The 23622-nt window shown below is 61.4% G+C and carries 24 protein-coding genes and 1 pseudogene; 19 read left to right on the top strand and 6 right to left on the bottom strand.

Features of this window, described 5'->3' with window-relative positions; translation table 11 throughout:
• Window positions 1–94 precede the first annotated feature (94 nt).
• Complete coding sequence (locus tag J6524_RS06645; RefSeq protein ID WP_225669572.1) at window positions 95–313, top strand: hypothetical protein; 219 nt, start codon at window positions 95–97, stop codon at window positions 311–313.
• A gap of 8 nt (window positions 314–321) precedes the next feature.
• On the opposite strand, the gene J6524_RS06640 is transcribed toward J6524_RS06645, so the two are convergent.
• Together J6524_RS06640 and trhO are read right to left on the bottom strand one after the other, a co-directional pair.
• Window positions 322–537: a SlyX family protein gene (locus tag J6524_RS06640; RefSeq protein WP_225669571.1), complete on the bottom strand. Its 216-nt coding sequence runs from the start codon at window positions 535–537 to the stop codon at window positions 322–324.
• Window positions 530–1282, bottom strand: a complete 753-nt coding sequence (trhO, locus tag J6524_RS06635; RefSeq protein WP_225669570.1) for an oxygen-dependent tRNA uridine(34) hydroxylase TrhO — start codon at window positions 1280–1282, stop codon at window positions 530–532. Before trhO ends, J6524_RS06640 begins: the two co-directional genes overlap by 8 nt.
• 205 nt (window positions 1283–1487) lie before the next feature.
• On the opposite strand from trhO, the gene ggt reads away from it, so the two are divergent.
• The 6 genes from ggt to J6524_RS06605 all read left to right on the top strand — a co-directional run bounded on the left by ggt (window position 1488) and on the right by J6524_RS06605 (window position 6558).
• Complete coding sequence (gene ggt, locus J6524_RS06630) at window positions 1488–3074, top strand: gamma-glutamyltransferase (RefSeq protein WP_225669569.1); 1587 nt, start codon at window positions 1488–1490, stop codon at window positions 3072–3074.
• Window positions 3075–3195: 121 nt separating this feature from the next.
• Window positions 3196–3573 carry an FKBP-type peptidyl-prolyl cis-trans isomerase gene (locus tag J6524_RS06625; protein ID WP_225669845.1) on the top strand — a complete coding sequence of 126 codons (378 nt, stop codon included), beginning with the start codon at window positions 3196–3198 and terminating at the stop codon, window positions 3571–3573.
• Window positions 3574–3596: 23 nt separating this feature from the next.
• Complete coding sequence (locus J6524_RS06620) at window positions 3597–4577, top strand: D-2-hydroxyacid dehydrogenase family protein (RefSeq protein WP_225669568.1); 981 nt, start codon at window positions 3597–3599, stop codon at window positions 4575–4577.
• Between the two features lie 129 nt (window positions 4578–4706).
• Entirely contained in the window at window positions 4707–5222 is a 516-nt protein-coding gene (locus J6524_RS06615; protein WP_225669567.1) for a cupin domain-containing protein, read from the top strand.
• Window positions 5223–5266: 44 nt separating this feature from the next.
• Complete coding sequence (locus tag J6524_RS06610; protein ID WP_225669566.1) at window positions 5267–6004, top strand: enoyl-CoA hydratase/isomerase family protein; 738 nt, start codon at window positions 5267–5269, stop codon at window positions 6002–6004.
• Between the two features lie 128 nt (window positions 6005–6132).
• On the top strand, window positions 6133–6558 hold the full coding sequence (locus J6524_RS06605) for a VOC family protein (protein WP_225669565.1): 426 nt from the start codon (window positions 6133–6135) through the stop codon (window positions 6556–6558).
• Window positions 6559–6676: 118 nt separating this feature from the next.
• Here the strand turns inward: J6524_RS06605 and J6524_RS06600 are convergent.
• Window positions 6677–7150, bottom strand: a pseudogene (locus tag J6524_RS06600) (hypothetical protein); the annotation flags it as partial.
• A gap of 130 nt (window positions 7151–7280) precedes the next feature.
• Between J6524_RS06600 and J6524_RS06595 the strand changes: the two are divergent.
• Window positions 7281–8540, top strand: a complete 1260-nt coding sequence (locus tag J6524_RS06595; protein WP_225669564.1) for a phospholipid carrier-dependent glycosyltransferase — start codon at window positions 7281–7283, stop codon at window positions 8538–8540.
• Between the two features lie 111 nt (window positions 8541–8651).
• On the opposite strand, the gene J6524_RS06590 is transcribed toward J6524_RS06595, so the two are convergent.
• Window positions 8652–9290, bottom strand: coding sequence for an OmpA family protein (locus J6524_RS06590; protein ID WP_225669563.1), 639 nt, complete (start codon window positions 9288–9290; stop codon window positions 8652–8654).
• Between the two features lie 700 nt (window positions 9291–9990).
• Here J6524_RS06590 and J6524_RS06585 point away from each other — a divergent pair.
• The 9 genes from J6524_RS06585 (at window position 9991) to J6524_RS06545 (ending at window position 20158) form a co-directional block, all read left to right on the top strand.
• Complete coding sequence (locus tag J6524_RS06585) at window positions 9991–10221, top strand: hypothetical protein (protein ID WP_225669844.1); 231 nt, start codon at window positions 9991–9993, stop codon at window positions 10219–10221.
• Window positions 10222–10296: 75 nt separating this feature from the next.
• A complete protein-coding gene (locus J6524_RS06580; RefSeq protein ID WP_225669562.1) occupies window positions 10297–11469 on the top strand; it encodes a winged helix-turn-helix domain-containing protein in 1173 nt (390 codons plus the stop codon).
• Between the two features lie 67 nt (window positions 11470–11536).
• A complete protein-coding gene (locus J6524_RS06575; RefSeq protein WP_225669561.1) occupies window positions 11537–12094 on the top strand; it encodes a hypothetical protein in 558 nt (185 codons plus the stop codon).
• 253 nt (window positions 12095–12347) lie between these two features.
• Entirely contained in the window at window positions 12348–13454 is a 1107-nt protein-coding gene (locus J6524_RS06570) for an efflux RND transporter periplasmic adaptor subunit (RefSeq protein ID WP_225669560.1), read from the top strand.
• 143 nt (window positions 13455–13597) lie between these two features.
• Window positions 13598–16750, top strand: a complete 3153-nt coding sequence (locus J6524_RS06565) for an efflux RND transporter permease subunit (protein WP_225669559.1) — start codon at window positions 13598–13600, stop codon at window positions 16748–16750.
• Between the two features lie 19 nt (window positions 16751–16769).
• Window positions 16770–17378: a TetR/AcrR family transcriptional regulator gene (locus J6524_RS06560; protein ID WP_225669558.1), complete on the top strand. Its 609-nt coding sequence runs from the start codon at window positions 16770–16772 to the stop codon at window positions 17376–17378.
• A gap of 150 nt (window positions 17379–17528) precedes the next feature.
• Window positions 17529–18152: a flavin reductase family protein gene (locus tag J6524_RS06555; protein ID WP_225669557.1), complete on the top strand. Its 624-nt coding sequence runs from the start codon at window positions 17529–17531 to the stop codon at window positions 18150–18152.
• 137 nt (window positions 18153–18289) lie between these two features.
• On the top strand, window positions 18290–19297 hold the full coding sequence (locus J6524_RS06550; protein ID WP_225669556.1) for a L,D-transpeptidase family protein: 1008 nt from the start codon (window positions 18290–18292) through the stop codon (window positions 19295–19297).
• An 84-nt stretch (window positions 19298–19381) separates the two neighbouring features.
• Window positions 19382–20158: a potassium channel family protein gene (locus tag J6524_RS06545; RefSeq protein ID WP_225669843.1), complete on the top strand. Its 777-nt coding sequence runs from the start codon at window positions 19382–19384 to the stop codon at window positions 20156–20158.
• 3 nt (window positions 20159–20161) lie between these two features.
• Here J6524_RS06545 and J6524_RS06540 read toward each other — a convergent pair whose 3' ends face one another.
• Window positions 20162–21451: a serine hydrolase domain-containing protein gene (locus J6524_RS06540; protein ID WP_376711987.1), complete on the bottom strand. Its 1290-nt coding sequence runs from the start codon at window positions 21449–21451 to the stop codon at window positions 20162–20164.
• A 141-nt stretch (window positions 21452–21592) separates the two neighbouring features.
• Entirely contained in the window at window positions 21593–21817 is a 225-nt protein-coding gene (locus J6524_RS06535) for a hypothetical protein (RefSeq protein WP_225669857.1), read from the bottom strand.
• Between J6524_RS06535 and J6524_RS06530 the strand changes: the two genes are divergently transcribed.
• Together J6524_RS06530 and J6524_RS06525 are read left to right on the top strand one after the other, a co-directional pair.
• Complete coding sequence (locus J6524_RS06530; protein WP_225669554.1) at window positions 21740–22981, top strand: SMP-30/gluconolactonase/LRE family protein; 1242 nt, start codon at window positions 21740–21742, stop codon at window positions 22979–22981. The genes J6524_RS06535 and J6524_RS06530 overlap by 78 nt on opposite strands.
• Window positions 22982–23017: 36 nt before the next feature.
• Window positions 23018–23455, top strand: a complete 438-nt coding sequence (locus J6524_RS06525) for a hypothetical protein (RefSeq protein WP_225669553.1) — start codon at window positions 23018–23020, stop codon at window positions 23453–23455.
• The last annotated feature ends 167 nt before the right edge of the window (window positions 23456–23622 follow it).

Raw genomic sequence — 23622 nt, 5'->3', positions numbered from 1 at the left:
CGGGGCTTCTGATACACGCAGGTTCCGGCTTGGCCAAGCGAGATGTGGAACTGGCCGAGATCCGCGGCGTTACCTCAAGAGACGGAGGCACAATATGCCCAAGAAATTCAATCCCGCGGCGCATGACAAGCACGCGGAAGATCCCCGGGACGCGCTAAAGGCAGATCGGGAAACCCGTGAAAAGCTCGAGGCCGGGCTGGTCGACACGTTCCCGGCATCCGATCCCGTGAGCGCCGCACAGCCGGCGCGGTCGAAACCCGACGGCGATCACGCAAACGAAACACTGCGGGGCAAGGTCCGCGCCGTCCGCTAACGCAAATCTCAATAGTGCGGCGGCGGCTCGTTCGCCGGGCCGGGCATGTTACTTTCCGCTTCCCGCACGCGCTCCTTCAATTCAGCGACCTGACGCGTCAATCTGTCGATCTCGGTCCATTGCGCCGTGATCGTCTGGTTTAACGTCTCGATGGTCACATCCTGATAGGCTAGGCGCATCTCCAGCGCATCGATGCGTTCGCTTAAGCCGTTGACATCACTCATCGGAGCCGCCGTTCATCTTGTGCTCCCGCAGGCCATGCCCCAGCGCCACGCGCTCGTCGAATACGAAGCACTCGCCGCGCCAGCGGCTTTCCTCTTCCGGGATGCCTTCCAGATAGCGCAGGATGCCACCCTTCAGATGATAGACCTCATCAAACCCGCGGGCCAGCAGATAGGCGCTGGCTTTTTCGCATCTTATGCCGCCGGTACAGAACATCGCGATCTTCTTGTGCTTGGCCGGGTCAAGCTTCTCCGCTGCGAAATCCTTGAACTGGCCAAAGCTCTTGAGGCCGGGATCGACTGCACCTTCGAACGTGCCCATCGCCACCTCGAAGGCGTTGCGGGTGTCGATGACAAGCGTATCGGGCGCGGCGATCAATTCGTTCCACTCTGACGGGTCGACATAGATGCCGACCTGCCGCGTCGGATTGACGGCAGCATCACCCAGCGTGACGATTTCTTTCTTCAGGCGCACCTTCAGCCGCTGGAACGGCATCTCGGCAGCGCGCGAGAACTTGAGCTCGAGATTGTCGAGCCGGCCGGCAAAAAGGTCGCCATGCTGCAACTCCCGGATGAGCGCGTCGATACCCTCATCGCTGCCCGCAACCGTGCCATTGATGCCCTCATGCGCAAGCAGAACGCTGCCCTTGATCCCGAGGCCAGCGGCGAGCGCGCGCAGCGGCTCGCGCAATTCCCGGAAGTCCGGCAGCGCGGCGAACTGATAGAAGGCGGCGACCTTGAGCGGCATGGCGATCGTTTATCAGGCTGGCCGGGGAGGGAAAACCCCGCAAAGCCCTGCATATTCCGCGCGTTGCCCCTGACACTGCATTGGCATGCCAGCCATTGCCCTGCCGGGGATGAATGTGCCAAGAACGCTAGCCAGCCCGCCCGATGCCTTCTTTGCGGGATGTCCCTAGAACGCTGACAAGAAACGCTGAAAGAAAGCACCCGCGATGAGGAATTTCCATTTTGCCGGCCGCTCCACGGTCCATGCCCAGAATGCGATGGTGGCGACGTCGCATCCAGCGGCCGCGATGACCGCGATGGACGTCATGCGGGCAGGCGGTACGGCGGTGGATGCCGCGGTGGCAGCTTGCGCGCTGCTCGGCGTCATCGAGCCGCAATCGACGGGCATCGGTGGTGATTGTTTTGCTCTGATCCAGCCGAGGGGCGAGGGCAAGATCGTTGCGTATAACGGCTCCGGCCGCGCGCCGATGGCCGCTACGGCGGAATGGTACCTGGAGCGCAAGATCCACTCGGTGCCGCTGACTTCGGCCCATTCGGTGAGCATTCCCGGCGCGATCGACGCCTGGGACACGATCCTGCGCGACCACGGCAAGATGGGGCTCGACACACTGCTGCAGCCTGCGATCAAGGCCGCCGAAGAAGGCTATGTCGTCGCCCCCCGTGTAGCCTTCGACTGGAAGAACCAGTTCGAGAAGCTCAAGAACGGAACCAATACAGAGCGCTATCTCTTGCCGCACGGCAAGCCTGCGGCGGCTGGCGATGTGATCCATCAGCCGGAGCTTGGCAAGACGCTGCGCGCGATCGCCAAGGATGGTCGCGATGCGTTTTACACCGGCGAGATCGCCGCCGACATGGTCGAGACCCTGCGCGGCATTGGTGGCCTGCACACGCTGGAAGATTTTGCCGCGCACACGACCGAGACGACATCGCCGATCGGCACCATGTACAAGGGCTACGACGTCTGGCAGTGCCCGCCGAATGGCCCGGGCATCACCATGCTGGTGATGCTGAACATCCTCTCCCGCTTCGACCTGGCCAAGTTCGCACCGCTCAGCGTCGAGCGCTTCCACCTCGAAGCCGAGGCCGCCCGCATCGCCTACATGATGCGTGAGCAGTATATCGGCGATCCCCAGCAGGTGCATGTCGATGTTGCCGGCATCCTCGCCAAGGAGTTCGCTGAGGAGCACATCAAGAACATCAGGATGGACCGGCTGCTCGAACTGCCCAACGTCGCGCCGCCGATGAATCCGTCCACCGTCTACATCACCGTGGTCGACAAGGACCGCAACGTCTGCTCCTTCATCAACTCAATCGCGCACTCGTTCGGCTCGGCGATCGTCTCCAACAAGACCGGCATCCTGCTGCAGAACCGCGCCGGCGGCTTCCGCATTCAGCCCGGCCACCCGAACTGCATCGCGCCGGGAAAGCGGCCGCTGCACACGATCATTCCCTCGCTCGCGACCAAGAATGGCCGCGCGGTGATGCCGTTCGGTGTGATGGGCGGCCAGTATCAGCCGGTGGGGCAGACCCATGTGCTGACCAACATCCTCGACTATGGCTGCGACGTGCAGGAAGCCATCGATATGCCCCGCGGCCTGCATTACGAAGGCGTCTACCAGCTCGAGGACAGCATGCCGGCCGAAATCGTCGAGGGCCTGAAGAAGATCGGTCACAAGACCACCAGCGTAGTCGGCCCGCTCGGCGGCGGACAGGCGATCTGGATCGACTGGGAAAAGGGCACGCTCACCGGCGGCTCCGATCCGCGTAAGGACGGTTGCGCGCTGGGCTATTGAGCGTCTAGAAGCTCTGTCTCTTCAGAAAGAGGTTCAACCGATGCGCTTTTCGCGACGCACGATCTTCCGGACCGCCTTTGCCGCCATGGCAGGCACGGTTGCCACGCCCATCGCCACCAGGATGGCTTGGGCCCAGACTGCAGGAAAACCCATGACCACAGCTTCAGGCTTGCAGATCATCGACAGCAAGGTCGGGACCGGCGCGTCGCCGACGGCCGGCCAGACCTGCGTCATGCATTATACCGGTTGGCTCTACGAGAACGGCCAGAAGGGCAAGAAATTCGATTCCTCCGTGGACCGCAACGAGCCGTTTGAATTCAAGATCGGGCAGCGGCAGGTGATCGCCGGCTGGGATGAGGGCGTCGCATCGATGAAGGTCGGCGGCAAGCGCACGCTGATCATTCCACCCGCGCTCGGCTATGGCGCGCGCGGCGCCGGCGGCGTCATCCCGCCGAACGCGACGCTGATGTTCGATGTGGAACTGCTGGCGGTGAAGTAAGGCGCAAGCGGGGGAGGCGCGTCGTGAAGGTCTCGATCCTCGACGACTATTTCGACACGCTGCGCACCCTCGATTGTTTTGGCAAGCTTGCCGGCCACGACGTCACTATCTGGAACGATCACGTCCAGGACGTCGACGCGCTGGCGGAGCGCCTGAAGGATACGGAGGCGCTGGTGCTTATCCGCGAGCGCACGCAGATCCGCACACCGCTTCTGGAACGCCTGCCGAAGCTGAAATTGATCAGTCAGCGCAGCGTCTATCCGCATATCGATATCGACACCTGCACCCGGCTCGGCATTGTCGTGTCGTCAAGCCAGCATGCCGATACGCCCTCCTATGCGACCGCCGAATTCACCTGGGGCCTGATCCTGGCGGCGATGCGCGCCATCCCGCAGCAGATGGCAGCGCTCAAGGCCGGCAAATGGCAGATCGGCGTCGGCCACACGCTGCGCGGCAAGACGCTTGGCATCTATGGCTACGGCCGCATCGGCGCCGTCGTTGCCGGCTACGGCAAGGCGTTCGGCATGAACGTGCTGGTATGGGCGCGGGAACCCGCCATGGCGAAGGCGCGTGCCGACGGCTATGAGACCGCTGCGAGCAAGTCCGATTTCTTCGAGCGATGCGACGTGCTTTCGCTGCACATGCGGCTCGTCGATGCCACGCGAGGCATCGTCAAGGCGGAAGATCTCGCGCGCATGAAACCTACAGCGCTCCTGGTCAACACCAGCCGCGCGCCGCTGATCGAGCCGAATGCACTCGTCAGCGCGCTGCGCGCCGGACGTCCCGGCATGGCCGCGGTCGACGTCTATGAAAAAGAGCCGCTGCGCGACGTCAATGATCCCCTCTTGACCATGGACAACGTGGTCTGCACGCCGCACCTTGGCTATGTCTCGCGCGACGAATACGAAATCCAGTTCACCGATATTTTCGATCAGATCCTGGCCTACGCCGCGGGAACGCCGACGAATATCGTCAATCCGGATGTGATGTCGAGAAGGCGTTGAGCAGGTGGGAACGCGCCCGGCCATGACGAAATCCGGGGCGCCCATGCGCCGCAGGCTCCCTTAATCTTCTGGTTTGTCGCCCTGCTTTTCGATACCGTCCGGAAAAACGATCTTTCGAGAAGGCGCCCAATGACCGGCACCCACGACCACACCCATTCCCACCACGCCCACGATCACGACGAGCGCTGGAAGCATGACGGCGTTCGTGTCATTCCCGGCAATCAGCTCGATCCTAACGTGCCGTCGACCGCCGGCATGGACCGCAAGGCCGCGATCAATTTCGCTCGGGTCGGCGCGCAGAAATTGTGGGCGGGAACGGTGACGATCAAGCCCGACGCCAAGACCGGCGCGCATCATCACGGCCATCTCGAAAGCATCATCTATGTCGTGAAAGGCAAGGCGCGGATGCGCTGGGGCGAGCATCTGCAATTCACCGCCGAAGCCGGCCCTGGCGACTTCATCTTCGTGCCACCCTATGTGCCGCATCAGGAGATCAACGCCAGCCCCGACGAGGTGCTGGAATGCGTGCTGGTACGCAGCGACGGCGAGGCGGTTGCGATCAATCTCGACATCGAGCCGGTGGAGAAGCCGGAGACGGTGTTGTGGGTCGATCCGGTGCACCGCGATCCCGCTGAGAGGAAGTAAAGAAGAAAATCGTCGCCGTCGGGCTGACGTCGCGGGGGAATGCCATGAAGCTTGTTCGCTACGAGAGCGCAGGCCACGTCGCCACCATCACGATGGATCGCGCGTCCGCGCACAATGCACTCAACAACGCCCTATGCGATGAGCTGCGCGAAGCGTGGCTGCGCTTTCACGAAAGCGACGACCGTGTTGCGGTGCTTGCGTCGTCCGAAGAGAAGTATTTTTCGGTCGGCGCCGACGTCAGGGATCTCCCAGTCAACATGTGGCATACCGTGCCGGGATTGGGCGTCGAGCTCGACAAGCCGGTGATCGCCGCGACGTCAGGCTGGGTCGTCGGGGGCGCCTTCGTGCTGGTGCAGATGGCCGATATGTGCGTGGCATCCGAAACGACACGCTTCATCTATCCCGAGGGTAAGATCGGCACCACCGCCGGCGGCGTCTCCTCGGTGATGGCGCGGATGCCCCACAAGATCGCGATGGAATTTCTTCTCGTTGGCGAGGAGATGTCGGCGGAGCGCGCGTACCAGATCGGCTTCGTCAACAAGGTGGTGCCGAAGGGACAGCACGTCGCACTCGCCCAGGAGATGGCAGCCAAAATCGCCGCCAATGCGCCCCTGGTGGTCCGGGCATTGAAGAAGCTTGCCCGCGACGCCATGCCGAAAGGCCCGTTGGAAACGGTCGCCGAGGTGCGCAGGATGCTCGATGCCATCAGGGACAGCGAAGACCTGAAAGAAGGCGTGAAGGCATTCGCCGAAAAGCGCAAGCCAGACTTCAAGGGCAGGTAGGCTGACGGCTGGTTCCCGAAATTACCCGCTTTGGCGCCGGCACTCGCGCTTCAAATAATTCAAACCGGATGTCGGGTCCGCCTTGGCCCGCTCGTCCTTGGCACGAACCCGCGAAAAAGGAGTCCCAGATGGCCAAAATGATCTTCGTCAACCTGCCGGTCAGCGATCTCGCCCGCTCGACCGCCTTCTATCAGGCGATCGGCGCCGAAAAGAACCCGCAATTCTCCGATGACACGGCGTCCTGCATGGTGATTTCGGACACCATTTACGCGATGCTGCTGACCCACGAAAAATATCGCCAGTTCACCTCGAAGAAGATTGCCGACGCCAAGGCCACGAGCCAGGTCCTGCTCTGCCTATCCGCCGACAGCCGCGGCGCCGTGGACGAGATGGTTGCCAAAGCCCAAGGCGCGGGCGGCAGCGCCGATCCAGGGCCGAAGCAGGATTATGGCTTCATGTATGGCCGCAGCTTCGAAGATCCGGACGGTCACCATTGGGAAGTGATGTGGATGGACGTCGCGGCTGCAACCGCCGCACAGCCCGCCAGCGCCTGACCATTCGAGCGGATCATGTAGGGTGGGCAAAGCGATAGCGTGCCCACCATTCATGAGGACCGTCTGCTGATAGATGGTGGGCACGGCGCAAGCGCCTTTGCGCACCCTACATTCCCATCTAATAACTGATCCGCAGCCCCACACCGCCGTGAAGCGTATTGCCGACCGGCTGCGGACCAGCGGTGCCGTTGAGGAACAAGTCCGCAATCCAGCCCTTGGTGATGCGCAAGCCAAGCCGGTCGCCATACTCGAACCAGCCCTGATTGCCGATGGTCGGCACGATGGTGTCGTCGCCCATCACCGTGGCGACAATCCCGGATTTCGTTCCGAAAGATTGCACCCATCCGCCGTTGATATTGACTTCAACACTTGAGCCGAACAGATGCGTCCATTGTCCGCCGATCTTGACGAGATTGGTGCGATCGGTGCCATCGCCGATCGAAGCGTCGAACGGATTGAAGGCGACGGATGGATCCGTGTCGCCCTTCACCCGCTGCCATAGCTGCCAGACCTCGACGGAAGCCGCCACCTCATCGCGCGGTGACAGAAGGCTCATCCAACCGGTGCGGCCACAAACTGCATAGTTCTCGCTCGTTCAATGCGATGGACATAAGAATCTGGAGCCGTCACACTCAATTTGCCGCAATGTCGTCTAGTCCCTGATTCCTGTCAGATCTTCCGTGAAGCCAGCAACCCAATCAGTTTCTGTTTCCGACTCGACGTTGCGCACGGGCATCGTTGCGGCAGTTCTTTTCGTTCTCGCACACTTCGCGCTGTTGATCGGCGTCACCACGCCGGAGAAATTCTATTTCGACGAAGTTCATTATGTACCGGCGGCGCGGCAGATGGTCGAGCCGGTAATGCGCGAGCCGATACTCAATCCGATGCATCCGCCGCTCGCCAAGCAGTTCATCGCACTGTCGATCCATTCGTTCGGTGACGGACCGCTGGGCTGGCGCTATCCGGGCGTCTTGTTCGGATCGTTCGCCGTCGTCGCGGTGTATCTGTGCGGCGTGGCGTTGTTCGCGGCTCAGGGGCCGGCCATCGCGGCGAGCCTGCTCGCCTTCTTCAACCAGATGCTGTTCGTGCAGTCGCGGATCGCGATGCTGGATATTTTTGGGCTCGCCTTCAGTCTGTTTGCCATCGCCGCGTTCATACATGGCTTTCGAAAACAGCGGCCGCATCTGTGGTTCGCCCTTGCCGGGGTCGGCTTCGGCCTGTCCGCCGCCTGCAAGTGGAGCGGGCTGTTCGTGCTCACCGTCTGCATCGTTATCATCGCGGCGATCCGCCTGATGCAAAGCTGGCGCACGCAATTCGCCGACGCCAGACCGGAAGATTGGTACCGGCCCGACCTCTGGCCGGACTTCAGAGCTTGGCACTTCGCCGTGTGCTTTGTTCTGATTCCGGCCGCCGTCTATCTCGCGACGTTCATTCCGCTCTACGGACTTTCCGTTTCGGATGTCCTGGAAGCGCAACGGCGGATCTTCAACGACAACACGACCAGCGCGATCTCCGGACACACTTATATGAGTTCATGGCCGTCATGGCCGTTCCTGGTCCGTCCGGTCTGGTATCTCTTCGACAAGATCGACGAAGACCATATCGCCGCGGTGGTCTTTCTCGGTAATCCTGTGATCCTGTGGCCGGCGCTGCTTGCGGTCGCGATCTGCCTGCGCGACTGGATCGTGACGCGGCGGGTTGATGCCTTCCTGATACTGGCGTTCTACTTCGGCCCATATCTCGCATGGGCATTGCTGCCGCGAACGCTCGGCTTCATTTATTACTATCTGCCGGCGGCGACTACGGCGAGCTTTGCACTGGTGTATGCCTTGAAACGCGGCGGCATGCCTGGGTGGCTGTTATGGGGCTATGTCGCAATTGGCTTTGCCGGCTTTGCCGCAATGTTGCCGATATCGGCCGCGTTCGTAGGCACGTCGATGGCGACGTTCAGCCGCCTGATGATCTTCCAGAACTGGATTTGAGCGGCCGTTGCATCGAGGCCTAGACTGCAACGGGCCCGCGCCTGAGCCATTACCCACCGCCAGAAAAAAATCCGCCTGCCGCAAGCAGCAGGCGGATCGGCATTCAGAGCCTCACTTCGAGGCGGTCTTGTTATCCATGTTGACGACCTGGACGCGGCGGTTGGTCGGGTCCATCGGCGCGTTCGGATCCTTCGGCCGGCTCTCGCCGTATCCGACGGTCACGAGATTGGAACCGGCAATGCCGTACTTCTCGGTCAGATACTTCTTGATCGTATCGGCCCGGCGCTCTGAAAGGTCCTGGTTATAGGCTTCGCCGCCGATCGCGTCGGTATGACCGGCGACCACGAAGGTCGAACCCTTCAGGCTCGCATCGGACAGCGCCTTGCCGAGCTCCTGCACCGCGGAAACCGAGCTCTTGCTGATGTCGGCCGAGTCGTAGTCGAACTGGATTTCGAGGTCGATCTTCGGCTTGCTCGCGGCAAGTTCCGCAATCTCCTGGCGCTCGCCGAGCGACAGCGATCGGGTTTTGCGGTTGCGCAAGGAGTCGACGAAGTTGATCTCCTTGGCCTTGGCGGTGGCATCCACCGGCTGCTGCGGGCCGGTCGAGAGGCCGCGGGTCGCGCCAGCCTTCGGCTTCAGGGCGTCCAGGATCTTGTCGGCCGAAACGGTGTCGCCGGCGGCGGCCAGGCCCGCCGTCATCGACAGCGCGGTGCCGACAGTCATGATTGAAAGTCCAAGATAGCGAGTCATTGTCCTATTCCTTAAGTTGTTAACGCCTGCAAACCGGCGTGCATGACGTTTTGATGCTGCGATGATAGGACGGGTTCAAAGCAACCAATGTGACTCAAATCACATTGGTGAAGACCCAGCTTTGCGCCGAAGCGGACTTTTCAATAGATCCTGCAGGGTGTTGAAGTCCGCGCAAGGTCGCTTTGCTCGCCGTCATGTCGGCGGCAGGTTGCTTCGCTCTACCTTGCTAGCGTGATTTGAATCACGAACTCGATCGGGTGGAATGGCCTAACCTTTTTTACAAGGACAGCACTTGGGGGCGTCGACCTCGGCCAAGCGCCAGCGCCCCGACATCGAACGTCCCGATCGGCGCCGACTTCGGCATGAAAGCTTCCTGCAAGTCGATTTGAGATTCGCGCGTGCTCTGTACGGCAAAGCATGGCAGCACGTAATTTTACGGAACGAACAGCCCGCATCCGGCCAGAGAGTCGTCGCGCTCCCTGCTTCAGAAAAGAAAAAAGTGGACCGTCGCTCTAGTGCCGATGTGTGGACAACAAATCGGCCAGATGCGTCTCTAGCAAAACCATTCACAAAAAAATCTGAAGAAGAAATCGTTCGGGGCAACCAAACGGACGGGGCGGTGTTACAGTCAGTCAAACGTCAGCGTGAGTATCTAGGCTATCGTGCCAGCGCATCGGAGCCAGCCGGTTCCGGAAGTTCTATGCCAACACTGATCGGCGCGGCGATGATCGCCGCTGCAATTTTGCTGTCGACGCTGATCAACTCGCTCGGCAGCCGCTATGTCGGGTTCGAAAGCCCGACAGAGGAGAGCGCGTGGCTGGTCGATCGGCTTACCGGCCAGGTCTACAAATGTCATGCGCCCCAGCCCGGCCGCGCCTCCTGCGAGGGCGAAATCGCAACCGGCAGCGTCAACGAGCGGCAGAAGCGGTGAGGTAAGCTCGCGGCGAGGCGGCGGCCCGGGAACCGGGACTCCCAGCACGCGCGAATCCCGCTACATTGCCGCGCGATGCCCCGTGCGACTGATTCCTATCCCCTGACCAAGCCTGAGGCCCGGCGAATTTGGCTGCAGGCCCAGCGGCTCGATACCAGCGAGCCGTTCGGCGCCGGCCCCGAGGCCGTCGCGGCGGCGGTCGACCATCTCGGCTACGTCCAGATCGACACTATCCACGTCATCGAGCGCTGCCATCACCACATTCTGTATAGCCGCATCCCTGCCTACGCCCGCGCCGACCTGCGGCATGCGCAGAGCGTCGACAAGAGCGTCTTCGAATACTGGACGCATGCGCTGTCCTACGTGCCGGCGAAAGACTTTCGTTTCTTCATTCCGGCGATGCGAGAGCACCGCCGCAACGGTCACAAATGGTTTGCTTCCGTCAAGCCCGAGGACACCCGCAAGGTCATGCGGCTGTTGCGGCAGGGCGGCGCGCTGACCATCCGCGACATCGACGACGACGTTCTGACCGAGAAAGAGCACCTTTGGCAGAGCCGCAAACCGTCGAAACGGGCGCTGCAACTTGCCTTCTATACCGGCGAGGTGACGATCTCCGAACGCACCGGCATGCTCAAGACGTATGAGCTGATGACGCGGCATTTCGGCTGGGACAAGCCGCCAAAGCCAGCCAGTTCGGCTGACATCACCGCCTATCTGCTCGACCGCGCATTGCGCTCGCAAGGCGTCGTCAGCCTCGATTCGATCTGCCATCTCGATGCGCCGAGCAAGCCGGCGGTGCGGCGGCTGATCGAGGGGCGGGTGCGGCGCAAGGAACTGGTGCCGCTCGCGCTCGAAGGCGCCGGCAAGCAGGAGCATTGGGCCCGGCCGGAAGTGCTGGAGGCCGGCCTACCGGCAGAGGCGGGCGAGGGGCCGGTTCACATCCTCTCGCCGTTCGATCCGCTTATTATCCAGCGCAAGCGTACCGAATTGTTTTTCGGTTACGGCCACCGCTTCGAGGCCTATGTGCCGAAGGAAAAACGCGTGTTCGGCTATTTCGCGCTGCCGGTGCTGGTCGGCGAAGACATCGTGGCCGCCATCGACTTGAAGACGGACCGCCAGAACAAGAAGCTGCTGATGCAGAAATGGAGCTGGGTCGGCAAGGGCGCGGCGAAGGGCGCACGCAAGGACTACAAGCGCCGCATCGAGGAAGAGCTACACCGCTTCGAGCGGTTTCAGCTGGCAGAGTAGGGTTTCCATCGAGGAACCCCGCGCCATCGGGTCGGTTAGTTCTGTGTGCAAAGCTCGGGAGGGCAACATGGACGACAGCGACAAGGACAAATCTATCGCGGAGAAGTTCACCGATACGGTGAAGGAGATCGCCAATACGGCGACGGAAGCCGCAAGCAAGGCGTTGAAGACGGACGAACCAGCCCTGAAGGCTGATGAACGCGCGGCGGCTTATGTGCCGCTTGCTGCCGACGGCCTCGTTTCCGATCCGCAGATGGTGCCACCGGTTGCAGCCGCCCCTGAACGGCGCAAGCGGGCGGTGAAGGAACGCGGTGGCGAACCGAGGAAAGCGGAGGCTGCCAAGGCCCGAACAGCGAAAGCCATGTCTAGAGCCGCAACTGCCCGAACGGGTGAGGCCCGAACCGGCAAGGTTCGAGCTGCCAATGCTCGAGCTGCCAAGGCTCGAACTACCAACACTCGAACTGCCAAGACTCGGGCTGCAACAGCGCGAGCTGCAACGGCCCGATCGGCAAAGAAGACGGCGAAAAAATCAGCAGCGAAATCGAGCCGCGAGAAATCAAGAGCTACGAGCAAGGCGGCGAGCAAGAAGAGCCCGAAGAAGACCCGCAAGGCTCGACGCACCTGACCGCAAAGTCCGGCGCGGCAGCGGGCGCGATGGATCCCGCTTCGAATGGGTGAGGAAGAGCCCGGTCGATGTCCTCGCTCACGCCTAGCTTGCGGCGGGATTGCGCCGGGCCGAGAGCCGAGGGGGCAGTTCCTTACAGAAAGCAATTACTTCTTAACCCAGTATCCGCTCACGAATTCATGATCACTGACGATTATTGACATTCGTCAGTCGCCATTCAATACTCTTCATCACACCTGCGATGGAGAGCTCGATGTTTGCCCGTTCGATTTTTTCTAGCTATTACAGGCTCTTGACGGGAGCGTCGCTGGCATTTGCGGTGTTTGCCTTGGCCGGCTGCAATGAAAAGACGGCCGAAGCGCCCGCCCCCGGACGTCCGGTCCTGATCGCCACCGTTCATTATGCGGCCGAGACACCCGAGCGCAGCTTCGTCGGCACGATCCGACCCCGGATCGAGACCGACATGGGCTTCCGGGTCCCCGGCAAGGTCGCCCGGCGCCTGGTCGAGGTCGGCCAGACCGTGGAAGTCGGCCAGCCGCTGGCCACCCTTGATGAGGTCGATCTGAAGCTGCAGGCCGAGCAGGCGGAGGCCGAATTCCGCGCCGCCACTGGCGTGCTGGCCCAAGCCGGCGCCGCCGAGCAGCGCGCCAAGGATCTGCGCGCCAAGGGCTGGACCACCGACGCCCAGATGGATCAGAGCCGCGCCGCCGCCGATGAAGCGCGCGCACGCCTTAACCGCGCCGAGCGGCAGGTCGAACTCACCAAGAACTCACTCTCCTACGCGACGCTGGTCGCCGATACCCGTGGCGTCGTCACCGCCACCCTGATCGAGCCCGGACAGGTGGTCGCCGCCGGCCAGACTGCGGTCCGCGTCGCGCGCTTTGCCGAGAAGGAAGCCGTAGTCGCTATTCCCGAGACGCTGGTCGGCCGCGCCAAATCAGGCACGGCTTCCGTGACGCTGTGGTCGGACGCCGAGAAGAAATACGCGGCGAAGCTGCGCGAGATCGCACCTTCCGCCGATCCGGCGACGCGGACCTATCTCGCCAAGTTCTCGCTGCCGGAAGCCGACGACAAGGTCTCGCTCGGCATGACCGCGACGCTGACACTGGCGGATGCCGCCTCCGAGCGCGTGGCAAAACTGCCGCTGTCGGCGCTGTTCAGCCAGGGCAGCAATCCCTCGCTCTATATCGTCGACGATGCCGGTGCGGTGACGCTGAAGCCCGTGGTCGTGAAATCCTACGAGAGCAATTCCGTCGTGATTTCAGGCGGCGTCGATGAAGGCGCAAAGGTCGTGGCGCTCGGCGTGCAGAAACTCGACCCGACGCAGAAAGTCCGCGTCGTCTCGTCGCTGTCGTTCTGAGTTTTCCACCGTCGTTGCGAGTTGGTCCCGTCATTGCGAGGAGCGGAGCGACGAAGCAATCAATAGCGCCTCAATCGGATAGGTGGATTGCTTCGTTTCGCTCGCAATGACGAAGCAAACGAATTTCGAAGTTGGAGAGTAACATGAAGCGCTTCAATCTCTCGGGCTGGGCGGTGAGCCATCCCACGCTGGTCCTGTTTCTGATGATCGCGCTCAGCGTCGCCGGCTTCTTCTCCTACCAGCGGCTCGGCCGCGCCGAGGACCCGTTCTTCACGGTAAAGGTGGTCAACGTCTCGGCGATATGGCCCGGCGCCACCGCGCAGGAAATGCAGACCCAGGTCGCTGACCCCATCGAGAAGAAGCTGCAGGAGTTGCCGTTCTTCGAGAAGGTGCAGACCTATTCCAAGCCATCGTTCACGGCGTTGCAAGTTACCTTCAAGGATTCGACCCCGCCGAAGGACGTGCCCTACCTGTTCTATCTGTTGCGCAAGAAGCTGGTAGACGTACAGGGCCAGTTGCCCGCAGGTCTGCTCGGTCCGAATGTCAACGACGAATTCTCCGACGTCGATTCCATTCTCTACATGATGACCGGCGACGGCGCCGATTACGCACAGTTGAAGAAGGCCGCCGAGGGCATGCGCCAGCGGCTGTTGAAGGTCAACGGCGTCACCAAGGTCAATCTTTACGGCACCCAGGACGAGCGCATCTTCGTCGAATTTTCCCACGCCAAGCTGGCAACACTCGGCATTACGCCGCAGGCGCTGTTCGATTCGCTCGCCAAGCAGAACAACGTTACGCCGGCAGGCACGGTGGAAACCTCCTCGCAGCGCGTGCCGCTCCGCGTCACCGGCGCGCTTGACGGCGTCAAGGCGGTGGCGGAAACCCCGGTCGAAAGCAATGGCCGCGTGTTCCGGCTCGGCGATATCGCGACCGTCACCCACGGCTTCGTCGATCCGCCGACCTTCGTTGCCCGCCAGGAAGGCAAGCCCGCGATCGGCATCGGCGTCGTCACCACCAAGGGTGCCAACATCCTCCAGCTCGGCGAGGATGTCGAGAAGGCGACCGCTGATTTCATGAAGGCCGTGCCGCAGGGCATCGAGGTCGAACAGATCGCCGACCAGCCAAAGGTGGTCGAGCGCGCGGTCGGCGAGTTCGTGCATTCCTTCGTCGAAGCGCTGGCGATCGTGCTGTTCGTCTCGTTCGTGGCGCTCGGCTGGCGCACCGGCATCGTGGTGGCAACATCGGTGCCGCTGGTGCTCGCCATTGTCTTCATCGTCATGAATGCGATGTCGATCGACCTGCACCGCATCACGCTCGGCGCGCTGATCATTGCGCTTGGCCTCTTGGTCGACGACGCCATCATAGCCGTCGAGATGATGGTGGTGAAAATGGAACAGGGCTGGGACCGCGTTCGCGCGGCCGCCTTTGCCTGGGAATCAACTGCGTTTCCGATGCTCACGGGAACGCTGGTCACGGCCGCTGGCTTCCTCCCCATCGGCTTTGCCAATTCGGCGGTCGGCGAATATGCCGGCGGTATTTTCTGGATCGTGGCGATCTCGCTGGTCGCCTCTTGGTTCGTGGCGGTGATCTTCACGCCCTATATCGGCGTCAAGCTGCTGCCGAACATTGCCGTCCACCACAACCACGATCCGCACGCGATCTACGAGACGCGGATGTATCGGGGCTTGCGCGCCGTGATTCAGTGGTGCGTCGACCACCGGATCAAAGTCGTGGCGGCGACGGTTGGCGTGTTCGCGCTATCGATCGTGGGCTTCGGCCATGTGCAGCAGCAGTTCTTCCCGCTATCGGAGCGACCGGAGTTGTTCCTGCAGCTACGCTTGCCGGAAGGCACCGCCTTCAACGTCACGGAAAAGTCCGTCAAGAAGGCCGAGGCGCTCTTGAAGGACGACAAGGATATCGCGACCTACACCGCCTATGTCGGTCAGGGCTCGCCACGCTTCTGGCTCGGCCTCAACCCGCAACTGCCCAACGAGGCCTTTGCCGAGATCGTGATCGTCTCCAAGGACGTCGAGGCGCGCGAGCGCATCAAGGCGCGGCTGGAGAAGGCGGTCGCCGAGGGCGAACTGTCGGAAGCGCGTGTACGAATTGACCGTTTCAATTTCGGTCCGCCGGTCGGCTTCCCAGTCCAGTTCCGCGTGATCGGCCCCGACGCCAATACCGTTCGCGACATCGCCTACAAGGTTCGCGACGTCATGAAGCAGAATCCCAATGTCGTGGAGCCGCAGCTCGACTGGAACGAGCAGTCGCCCTATCTCAAGCTCGTGGTCGATCAGGACCGAGCACGGGCTCTCGGCCTGACCCCGCAGGACGTCTCGCAATCCCTCGCTATGCTGATCTCCGGTGCGCCGGTCACCACCATCCGCGACGGCATCGAGAAGGTCGGCGTGGTCGCGCGCGCGGTACCGTCGGAACGGTTGGACCTCGGCCGCGTCGGCGAGCTGACCGTGACGTCGCGCAACGGCGTTGCGGTGCCGTTGCAGCAGATTGCCAAGATCGAATATGCCCACGAGGAGCCGATCATGTGGCGGCGCAACCGCGATATGGCGATTACGGTGCGGACCGATGTCGTCGACGGCGTGCAGGCGCCCGACGTCACCAACCAGATCTGGCCGAAACTGAAGGAAATCCGCGACCATCTCGAGCCGGCCTACCGGATCGAGCCGGGCGGCGCGTTCGAGGAATCCGAAAAGGGCAACGCCTCGATCGCCCTGCTGTTTCCGCTGATGGCGCTGGTGATGCTCACCCTGCTGATGATCCAGTTGCAGAGCTTCTCGCGCCTGATCCTGGTGTTTCTGACCGCCCCGCTCGGCATCGTCGGCGCCTCGCTCGGCCTCAACGTCGCCAACCAGCCGTTCGGCTTCGTGGCGCTGCTCGGCCTGATCGCGCTGGCCGGCATGATCATGCGCAACACGGTGATCCTGGTCGATCAGATCGAGGCCGATGTTTCCCAGGGCATGACGCGGAAGGAAGCCATTGTCGAGGCCACGGTCCGCCGTGCCCGGCCGGTGGTACTGACCGCGCTGGCGGCGATCCTGGCCATGATCCCGCTGTCCCGCTCCGCCTTCTGGGGCCCGATGGCGATCACCATCATGGGCGGCTTGTTTGTTGCAACCTTCCTGACCTTGCTGTACCTGCCGGGCCTTTATGCCCTGTGGTTCAGGAAGAGCCTGGAAGAAAGCGGCCAGGCCGATCAGGCCGATCTTGCGGCGCAGCATGAGGCCAAGTTGCATCCGAAGGGACCGCACGCGATTCCTCTTGCCGACGCCGCAGAATAATTGAACATTGAGAGCTGACATGACGCTTGTCTCAGAACACATCGAAACCGATACCCGGGAAAAGATTCTCGTGGTGGCGGAGCGTCTGTTCAGGCAGATGGGCTACCAGAAGACGACGGTCGCCGACATCGCCAAGGAACTGCGGATGAGCCCCGCCAACGTCTATCGCTTCTTCGATTCGAAGAAGTCGATCCACGAAGGCGTGGCGCGCACGCTCATGGGCGAGGTGGAGGAAGCCGCTCAGTCGATCGCAAATCGGCCGGGGCCGGCGGCGCCCCGCCTGCGCGAGCTCATGAAGACGATTCATCGCATGAATTCGGAGCGCTATGTCGGCGATTCCAAATTGCATGAGATGGTCGAGATCGCGATGGAAGAGAGTTGGGAAGTCTGCGTCGCCCATATGCAGCTGGTCACTGAGATCATCGGCAGCGTGATCGCCCAAGGTGCGGCCAGCGGCGAATTCGAGGTCGCCGACTTGCAAACTGCTGCGATGTGTACATGCACCGGCATGATGCGGTTCTTCCATCCGCAAATGATCGCCCAATGCGCCACCAAGCCGGGTCCTACGATCGACGAAATGATCGATTTCATCATTGCCGGCCTGTCACCGCGCGCCAAGGCGCATTGACCCTTTCGTCACTTGACTCCGCCGTCATTGCGAGCGAAGCGACTTGTCCGCCGTAGCCTTGGCTAAGGCGGAAGCAATCCATTGGTTCCGCGCGACGTGGCATGGATTGCTAAGTCACTTTCGCTCCTCGCAATGACGGAATAATCCTGCGTGACCACCAAAGATCTGCATTTCTACGAGCCGAAGAACGGCCACGGCCTTAAGCACGATCCCTTCAACGCCATCATCGCGCCGCGCCCGATCGGCTGGATTTCCTCGCGCGACGGTCAGGGCAACGTCAATCTGGCGCCCTACAGCTTCTTCAACGCCTTCTGCTATGTGCCGCCGATCATCGGCTTCTCCTCGACGAACTGGAAGGACAGCGCCGGCAACATCCAGGATACCGGGGAGTTCGTCTGGAATCTCGCCACCATGGATCTGGCGAAGCAGATGAACGCAACCGCGGCCCACGTCGCGCGTGACGTCGACGAGTTCAAGCTCGCAGGTCTCACGGCTGAGCCCTGCAAGCTCGTCAACGTGCCTCGCGTGGCGGAAAGTCCTGTCGCCTTCGAGTGCAAGCTGACCCAGATCATCCAGCTGCAGGGCGCTGACGGCAAGAAAGCGCAGGCTTGGGTGACCTTCGGAGAGGTCGTTGCCGTCCATATCGACAAGGCCTTCATCAAGGACGGCGTCTATCAGACCGGGCTCGCCCACCCGATCGTCCGCGCCGGCCGCCGCGGCGACTATTTCGAGATCAAGCCGGAAAACATGTTCGAGATGATCCGCCCGGATTGATCGACGGGATTTCTCCTTCGCCCCTCTCTCGTGGGAGAGAAGGCCGGGGTGTGGGTCTCGCGATCATCGGGCTACGCGGCTCTCTCGGAACTCCGGCCCGTCCAAATCTTTATCAAACGTTGTTTGGGAGATTGCCGATGATCCGCTTGTTTGCCGGACTATTCTTCCTCGCGTGCCCGGTCTGTCCCGCCATTGCTGGCCCCGACGCAGCCACGATCAACAACGCGGAGTTCAACGGCAAGCCGCCGACCGACGACAAGATTCACCCGGCCGTCGTCAAGGCGCAGGTACTGCTCGACCGCGCCAATTTCTCGCCCGGTGAGATCGACGGGAAGGTTGGCGAGAATGCCGAGAAAGCCCTCAGGGCGTTTGCCGAAGCCAAGGGCTTGGCCGTGAACAAGCTGGCCCTCACGCCCGAAATTTGGGGTGCGCTGGTCGCGACCAGTGCGGATGCTGTCATCGTAGACTACAAGATCGCCGAAAAGGACGTAAAGGGGCCGTTCCTGGACAAGCTTCCGGCCAAGATGGAGGACATGAAAGGCTTGAAGTCGCTGGGCTACACTAGTCCGCGCGAAGCCATCGCCGAGAAATTTCACATGAGCGAGGCGCTTCTCGCCGCGCTAAACCCTGGCAAGAAATTCGACGAGGCGGGGCAAACCATCTCGGTGGCAAACGTCGCGGTGAACGAGACGAAGGCCAACGGGGCCAAACCGGCTGTGACGCGCGTTGAGGTCGACAAATCGGCGCAAACGATTAAGGCATTCGCGGATACCCAACTGATCGTCTTCTTTCCGGCAACCGTCGGCAGCGAGGAAAAGCCGACTCCAAGTGGCACGCTCAAGGTGACCTCGATCGATGCTTCGCCGCATTACCGCTACAACCCCGATTACAAGTTCAAGGAAGTCAGGTCCAAGCGAGCTTTCACCATCAAGCCGGGCCCCAATAACCCCGCCGGCACTTATTGGATCGGGCTTTCGGCGGAAGGATATGGCATCCACGGGACGTCGAACCCATCGAAAGTCAGCAAGGCGGAGTCGCACGGCTGCGTCCGTCTTACCAACTGGGATGTCGATAAGTTGGCCAAGCTTGTGAAGAAGGGGACGGAGGTGTCGTTCATCGAGCATGCGACAGCGAACCGCAAATAAGTTCGTTGCGACAGCCGGCCACCATCCCTGCGCCAGGATACGTCCATGATTGCAATGAGACGTGCGAGCGGCAAATATAGTGTCATGTCGTTCGCCTCACTTCGAAGAAATATCACGGAGCTGTACGAAGGAGCGACACCGGAGGGTGTTCGTTTCCGCTACGCGCTCCTGGCGTTCGACATCGTCACGGTCCTGTTTATTATTGCGACTTCGTTCCTGCCTTCCAACGACATCACGGAAGCGCTCGACGTCGTTTTTGGTGTCGTCATTCTCGCCGATTTCGCCGCGAGGCTTTTCGTCAGCCGACACCGCCTGCTCGAGTTCACCCGCTTCTCGACCTGGACCGACGTCATCGCGATCATATCGTTCTTGGCCCCGCTCGCCGGCGAAGCCGGCGGCTTCCTGCGGATCTTGCGAACGCTGCGGCTATTGCGCGACTACCAGATGCTGGCGCGGATGCGCGAAGATTCTACGTTCTTCCGGCGCAACGAGGAAGTCATCTTCGCCGTTACCAACCTCGCGGTGTTCATCTTCGTGATGACCGCAATCGTCTATGAGACCCAGAAATTCCGTAATCCGCAGATCTCGAATTATGCCGATGCGCTGTATTTCACGGTGACGGCGCTGACGACCACCGGTTTCGGCGACATCACCCTGCAAGGGACAGCCGGCCGCATGATCACCGTTGTCATCATGATTTTCGGCGTCACGCTGTTCTTCAATCTGGCCCGTGCGCTGCTCTCGCCCACCAAGGTGCGGTTTTCCTGTCCGACCTGTGGACTCCAGCGCCATGATAGCGATGCGGTCCACTGCAAGGCCTGTGGCACCGTGCTGAATATTCCAGATGAAGGTTTGACGTAGCGATCATTTATCCGCGGCGAACGCATCGTAAACCAGCGCCTTGAAGGCGGGCAGGATGCGGCCACGTTCGTTCTGGGTCTGCTCCAGCATGATGTAGATCATGTTCAGGCTGGGATCGACGCCGAAATAGGTGCCGCTGCCGCTGTCCCATTTGAGTTCTCCGATTGAGCCTGGCGGCGGCGGTTTGGCGTTCCCCGGATCGGTGCGTACAGCAAGGCCATAGCCATAGCCGAAGCCGTCGCCGGGAAAGTAGAAATAATCGCGCGCGACACCGGAGCCCGGCCCGACGTGGTCTGTCGTCATCGCCTTGAATGCTGCCGGGCTGAGATAACGTTTGCCGTCGAGCTCTCCGCCGTTGAGAATCATCTGGGCAAAGCGCGCATAGTCATTCAGGGTCGAGACCAGCCCGCCGCCGCCGGATTCCCATTCCGGGTGAGCGCGCCGTTCACGTTCCGAGTCTAGCAGGATGGTATCGCTCGGCAGCGGCTCCGCCATCCGCGCCCGTTCGTCGGCGCTGTCCAGAACGTATTTGGTGCTGGTCATACGAAGCGGATCCAGGATGTGCTGCTTCTCGAATTGATAGAGCGTTTGTCCGGATACGATCTCGATGATGCGGCCGATCACATCGGTGGAGTGGCCATAGCGCCAAAGCGTGCCGGGCTGCCTTGAAAGCGGCAATCTGGCGATGCGTTCAGCAAACACCTTGTTGGGGAACTTGCCGTCGAAAAGGCCAGAGTCCTTATAAGCCTTATCGATCAGCTTGCCGCCGATATAGTCGTAGGTGATGCCCGACGTATGGCGCAGCAGATCCTCGATGGTCACCGGCCGGTCCGGCGGGACAAGTTTTAGAAAGGGCGTTCCATCAGCCGCAGTCGACGGCACTCCGACCTTGACGTCGGCAAACGCCGGAATGAACTTGGAGGCGGGGTCGGTGAGCGAAAGCTTGCCGGCGTCGATCAGCATCATCGCCGCGACACTGGTGATCGGCTTCGTCATCGAGTGAAGCGCAAAGATGGTATCCGGCGTCATCGGAGCTTTGGTCGCAACGTCCTGGACGCCGAAGCATTTCAGATAGACTGGCTTGCCGTGCTGCTGGATCAGCACGACGGCGCCGGGCAATTTCCCGGTCGCAACTTCATTGTTGAAGAACTCCGTGATGCGCTCGAGCTTGTGCGGAGAGGGGGCGGGAATGTTCTCCGCTTGGTTGGCCGCGGCCGTGTTGGTCCAAATCGAAAATGACAAGGCTGCAGCAAAAAGTTCTCCGGCGCGCCATCTCGCAGTGCGATGCAATATCTGTTTAGTCGGCGTCTTCATTTTTGGTTTGCCCGCGGACTGATTGATTTGCCGAAGAACTGACGACCGGCGAAAGATTAGCATGTCAGCTACCTGGTCGCCACGTGGGCAATCGCCGCAATGTGGAAGTGTCGCGACACCTCAGGCGTTGGACGAGGCAATGCCATTCTCCACCGCGAGCTTGAGGCGCGGGCTGAATTGAAAAGCGGCTCGCAACCGGACGCCGTCCGGATTAACCTTGAGTTGCCAGGCCGGGTCAACGGCCGGCGAACATATTGGGAGGATGCGATGATACGCCAAGAGCGGCGCGATCCAGAACAGCAGCTTGATCCAGAAGTCACGATTTCCCGACGAACGCTTGTCCATGGCCTGGCCGCCTGCGCCGGCGCCACCGTGGCGGGAGTGAGCAGCGCGCTGGCCCAGAGCGGCCCGGTGGCGCCTCCCTCCACAGTGACCAGCCCGCCGCGCGATTTCAGTCCGCGCGGCGCGCCGACCACCTACTTCTGGGACCCCGACATCATCGCCGTCGATCCTTCCTTCAACGATCTCGCCCAGCCCAACACCGCGATCAAGCGTCTCCATACCGGCCTGTTGTGGGCCGAAGGCCCGGCCTGGAGTTCGCAAGGACGTTATCTCCTGTGGAGCGACATCCCCAACAACAGGCAGATGCGATGGTCGGAGGATGACGGCCACGTCAGCGTCTTCCGCGCGCCCTCCAATAACTCGAACGGCAACTCGTTCGACTTCCAGGGACGGCAGCTTTCGTGCGAACATCTCACCCGGCGCGTCGTGCGCTATGAACACGACGGCACCGCGACCGTGCTGGCTGATTCCTACAACGGCAAGAAGCTCAATTCTCCCAACGACGTCGTCGCGCATCCGGACGGCAGCTACTGGTTCACCGACCCGCCCTATGGTGGCATGCTCTATGAGGGTGAGCCGGACGTCGCCGGCGGCCCGAGCAATCTCAGCGGCAAGCTCAACCCGCGGATTGGTCAGCCGGCCGGGTTCGTGCCGGGCAGGCGCGAATTGCCGACCAATTGCTATCGTATCGATCCGTCCGGCCGTATCGACCTCGTGGTGACGGAAGAGCAGGTGCCCGATCCCAACGGCCTCTGCTTCTCGCCCGATTACAAGAAGCTGTATGTCGCCTCCACCGGCAAGGGACCGGGCGATACCGGTCCGGGTGGCAAGGGTGAGATATTCGTGTTCGATGTCGGGACCGATAACAAACTCTCCAACCACAAGCGCTTCAGCGATTGCATGATCGATGGTGTGAAATGCGGACCCGATGGCCTGCGCTGCGACGTCAATGGAAACCTGTGGTGTTCGAGCAACGCCGGCCGCGCGGTTGGCTATAGCGGCGTGATAGTGTTCTCGCCGGAGGGCAAGCTGCTCGGCCGCATTCGTCTGCCCGAGGTGTGCGGTAACGTCTGCTTCGGCGGCCCCAAGCGTAACCGTCTGTTCATGGCTGCGAGTCAGTCGCTTTACGCCGTATATACGGCCACGCAAGGGGCAGGGCCTGGTTAGCGGCCTCTGCTTCGCGCGATAAGTAGAAGCGCCCGCATGAACCGCCGGCGCTTCATTGCTTTGCAGCCCGTCGCGCCAGCTTTCATTAAAATTTGTCGCAAACTGACAACCCGCGAAAAACCGATCCGGCAAAAGCTGGACGGGCTTAAACCGAGCCTTTATGGCGAGCGATCACGCTCCCTTGCAAGAAGGGAGGCTCGTCCATCAATGTCCATTTTCAAATACTTTACCGCCGTTGGATCGACGCTGCTCGTATTTTTGATTGTTTCAAACGCTTACCTCACTGACGACGACAGCAATCTGCGGTTTGACGGTTCGCTGTACGAGAGTGCGCTCTACGCGCCTCGGGTGGAAGAAACTTCCACGACAGCGGAAGTACGCTTTACTCGCGACGTCACGCCTGCCGTTCGCGTCAGAGAAGTGTTCGCTGTGTTCGTTCCGAACGAACGACGACGCGGTAAGCGCTATTCGTAGACCATTGCCGCGCAGGGCGAGCCGCACGAACCGCGTGTCGTGCGTCTCGCTCTCAACCGCCCGTCCTCAAATGCCGGATAGTGCAACCGTACTGGAACGGCCGGGGACTTCTGTCGTTATATTCCGGTTTATCAATTTCGCTTCATTCCCGGCGCGAACTGCCCCGA

Source organism: Bradyrhizobium hereditatis (genome assembly GCF_020329435.1).
Taxonomy (GTDB): domain Bacteria; phylum Pseudomonadota; class Alphaproteobacteria; order Rhizobiales; family Xanthobacteraceae; genus Bradyrhizobium; species Bradyrhizobium hereditatis.
Note: the sequence above shows the minus strand (reverse complement) of the source record. Positions and strands in the feature narration are given on the sequence as shown.

Bases quoted from the DNA above. Each gene is read 5' to 3' on its own strand.
- J6524_RS06590 (WP_225669563.1), bottom strand. From the start codon at position 9,290: ATGACTCGCTATCTTGGACTTTCAATCATGACTGTCGGCACCGCGCTG.
- J6524_RS06550 (WP_225669556.1), top strand. From the start codon at position 18,290: ATGATCCGCTTGTTTGCCGGACTATTCTTCCTCGCGTGCCCGGTCTGT.
- J6524_RS06640 (WP_225669571.1), bottom strand. From the start codon at position 537: ATGAGTGATGTCAACGGCTTAAGCGAACGCATCGATGCGCTGGAGATG.
- J6524_RS06610 (WP_225669566.1), top strand. From the start codon at position 5,267: ATGAAGCTTGTTCGCTACGAGAGCGCAGGCCACGTCGCCACCATCACG.
- J6524_RS06535 (WP_225669857.1), bottom strand. From the start codon at position 21,817: ATGGACAAGCGTTCGTCGGGAAATCGTGACTTCTGGATCAAGCTGCTG.
- J6524_RS06545 (WP_225669843.1), top strand. From the start codon at position 19,382: ATGTCGTTCGCCTCACTTCGAAGAAATATCACGGAGCTGTACGAAGGA.
- J6524_RS06560 (WP_225669558.1), top strand. From the start codon at position 16,770: ATGACGCTTGTCTCAGAACACATCGAAACCGATACCCGGGAAAAGATT.
- J6524_RS06580 (WP_225669562.1), top strand. From the start codon at position 10,297: ATGCCCCGTGCGACTGATTCCTATCCCCTGACCAAGCCTGAGGCCCGG.
- ggt (WP_225669569.1), top strand. From the start codon at position 1,488: ATGAGGAATTTCCATTTTGCCGGCCGCTCCACGGTCCATGCCCAGAAT.
- J6524_RS06565 (WP_225669559.1), top strand. From the start codon at position 13,598: ATGAAGCGCTTCAATCTCTCGGGCTGGGCGGTGAGCCATCCCACGCTG.
- J6524_RS06570 (WP_225669560.1), top strand. From the start codon at position 12,348: ATGTTTGCCCGTTCGATTTTTTCTAGCTATTACAGGCTCTTGACGGGA.
- J6524_RS06530 (WP_225669554.1), top strand. From the start codon at position 21,740: ATGATACGCCAAGAGCGGCGCGATCCAGAACAGCAGCTTGATCCAGAA.
- J6524_RS06625 (WP_225669845.1), top strand. From the start codon at position 3,196: ATGGCTTGGGCCCAGACTGCAGGAAAACCCATGACCACAGCTTCAGGC.
- J6524_RS06645 (WP_225669572.1), top strand. From the start codon at position 95: ATGCCCAAGAAATTCAATCCCGCGGCGCATGACAAGCACGCGGAAGAT.
- J6524_RS06615 (WP_225669567.1), top strand. From the start codon at position 4,707: ATGACCGGCACCCACGACCACACCCATTCCCACCACGCCCACGATCAC.
- J6524_RS06525 (WP_225669553.1), top strand. From the start codon at position 23,018: ATGAACCGCCGGCGCTTCATTGCTTTGCAGCCCGTCGCGCCAGCTTTC.
- trhO (WP_225669570.1), bottom strand. From the start codon at position 1,282: ATGCCGCTCAAGGTCGCCGCCTTCTATCAGTTCGCCGCGCTGCCGGAC.
- J6524_RS06575 (WP_225669561.1), top strand. From the start codon at position 11,537: ATGGACGACAGCGACAAGGACAAATCTATCGCGGAGAAGTTCACCGAT.
- J6524_RS06605 (WP_225669565.1), top strand. From the start codon at position 6,133: ATGGCCAAAATGATCTTCGTCAACCTGCCGGTCAGCGATCTCGCCCGC.
- J6524_RS06585 (WP_225669844.1), top strand. From the start codon at position 9,991: ATGCCAACACTGATCGGCGCGGCGATGATCGCCGCTGCAATTTTGCTG.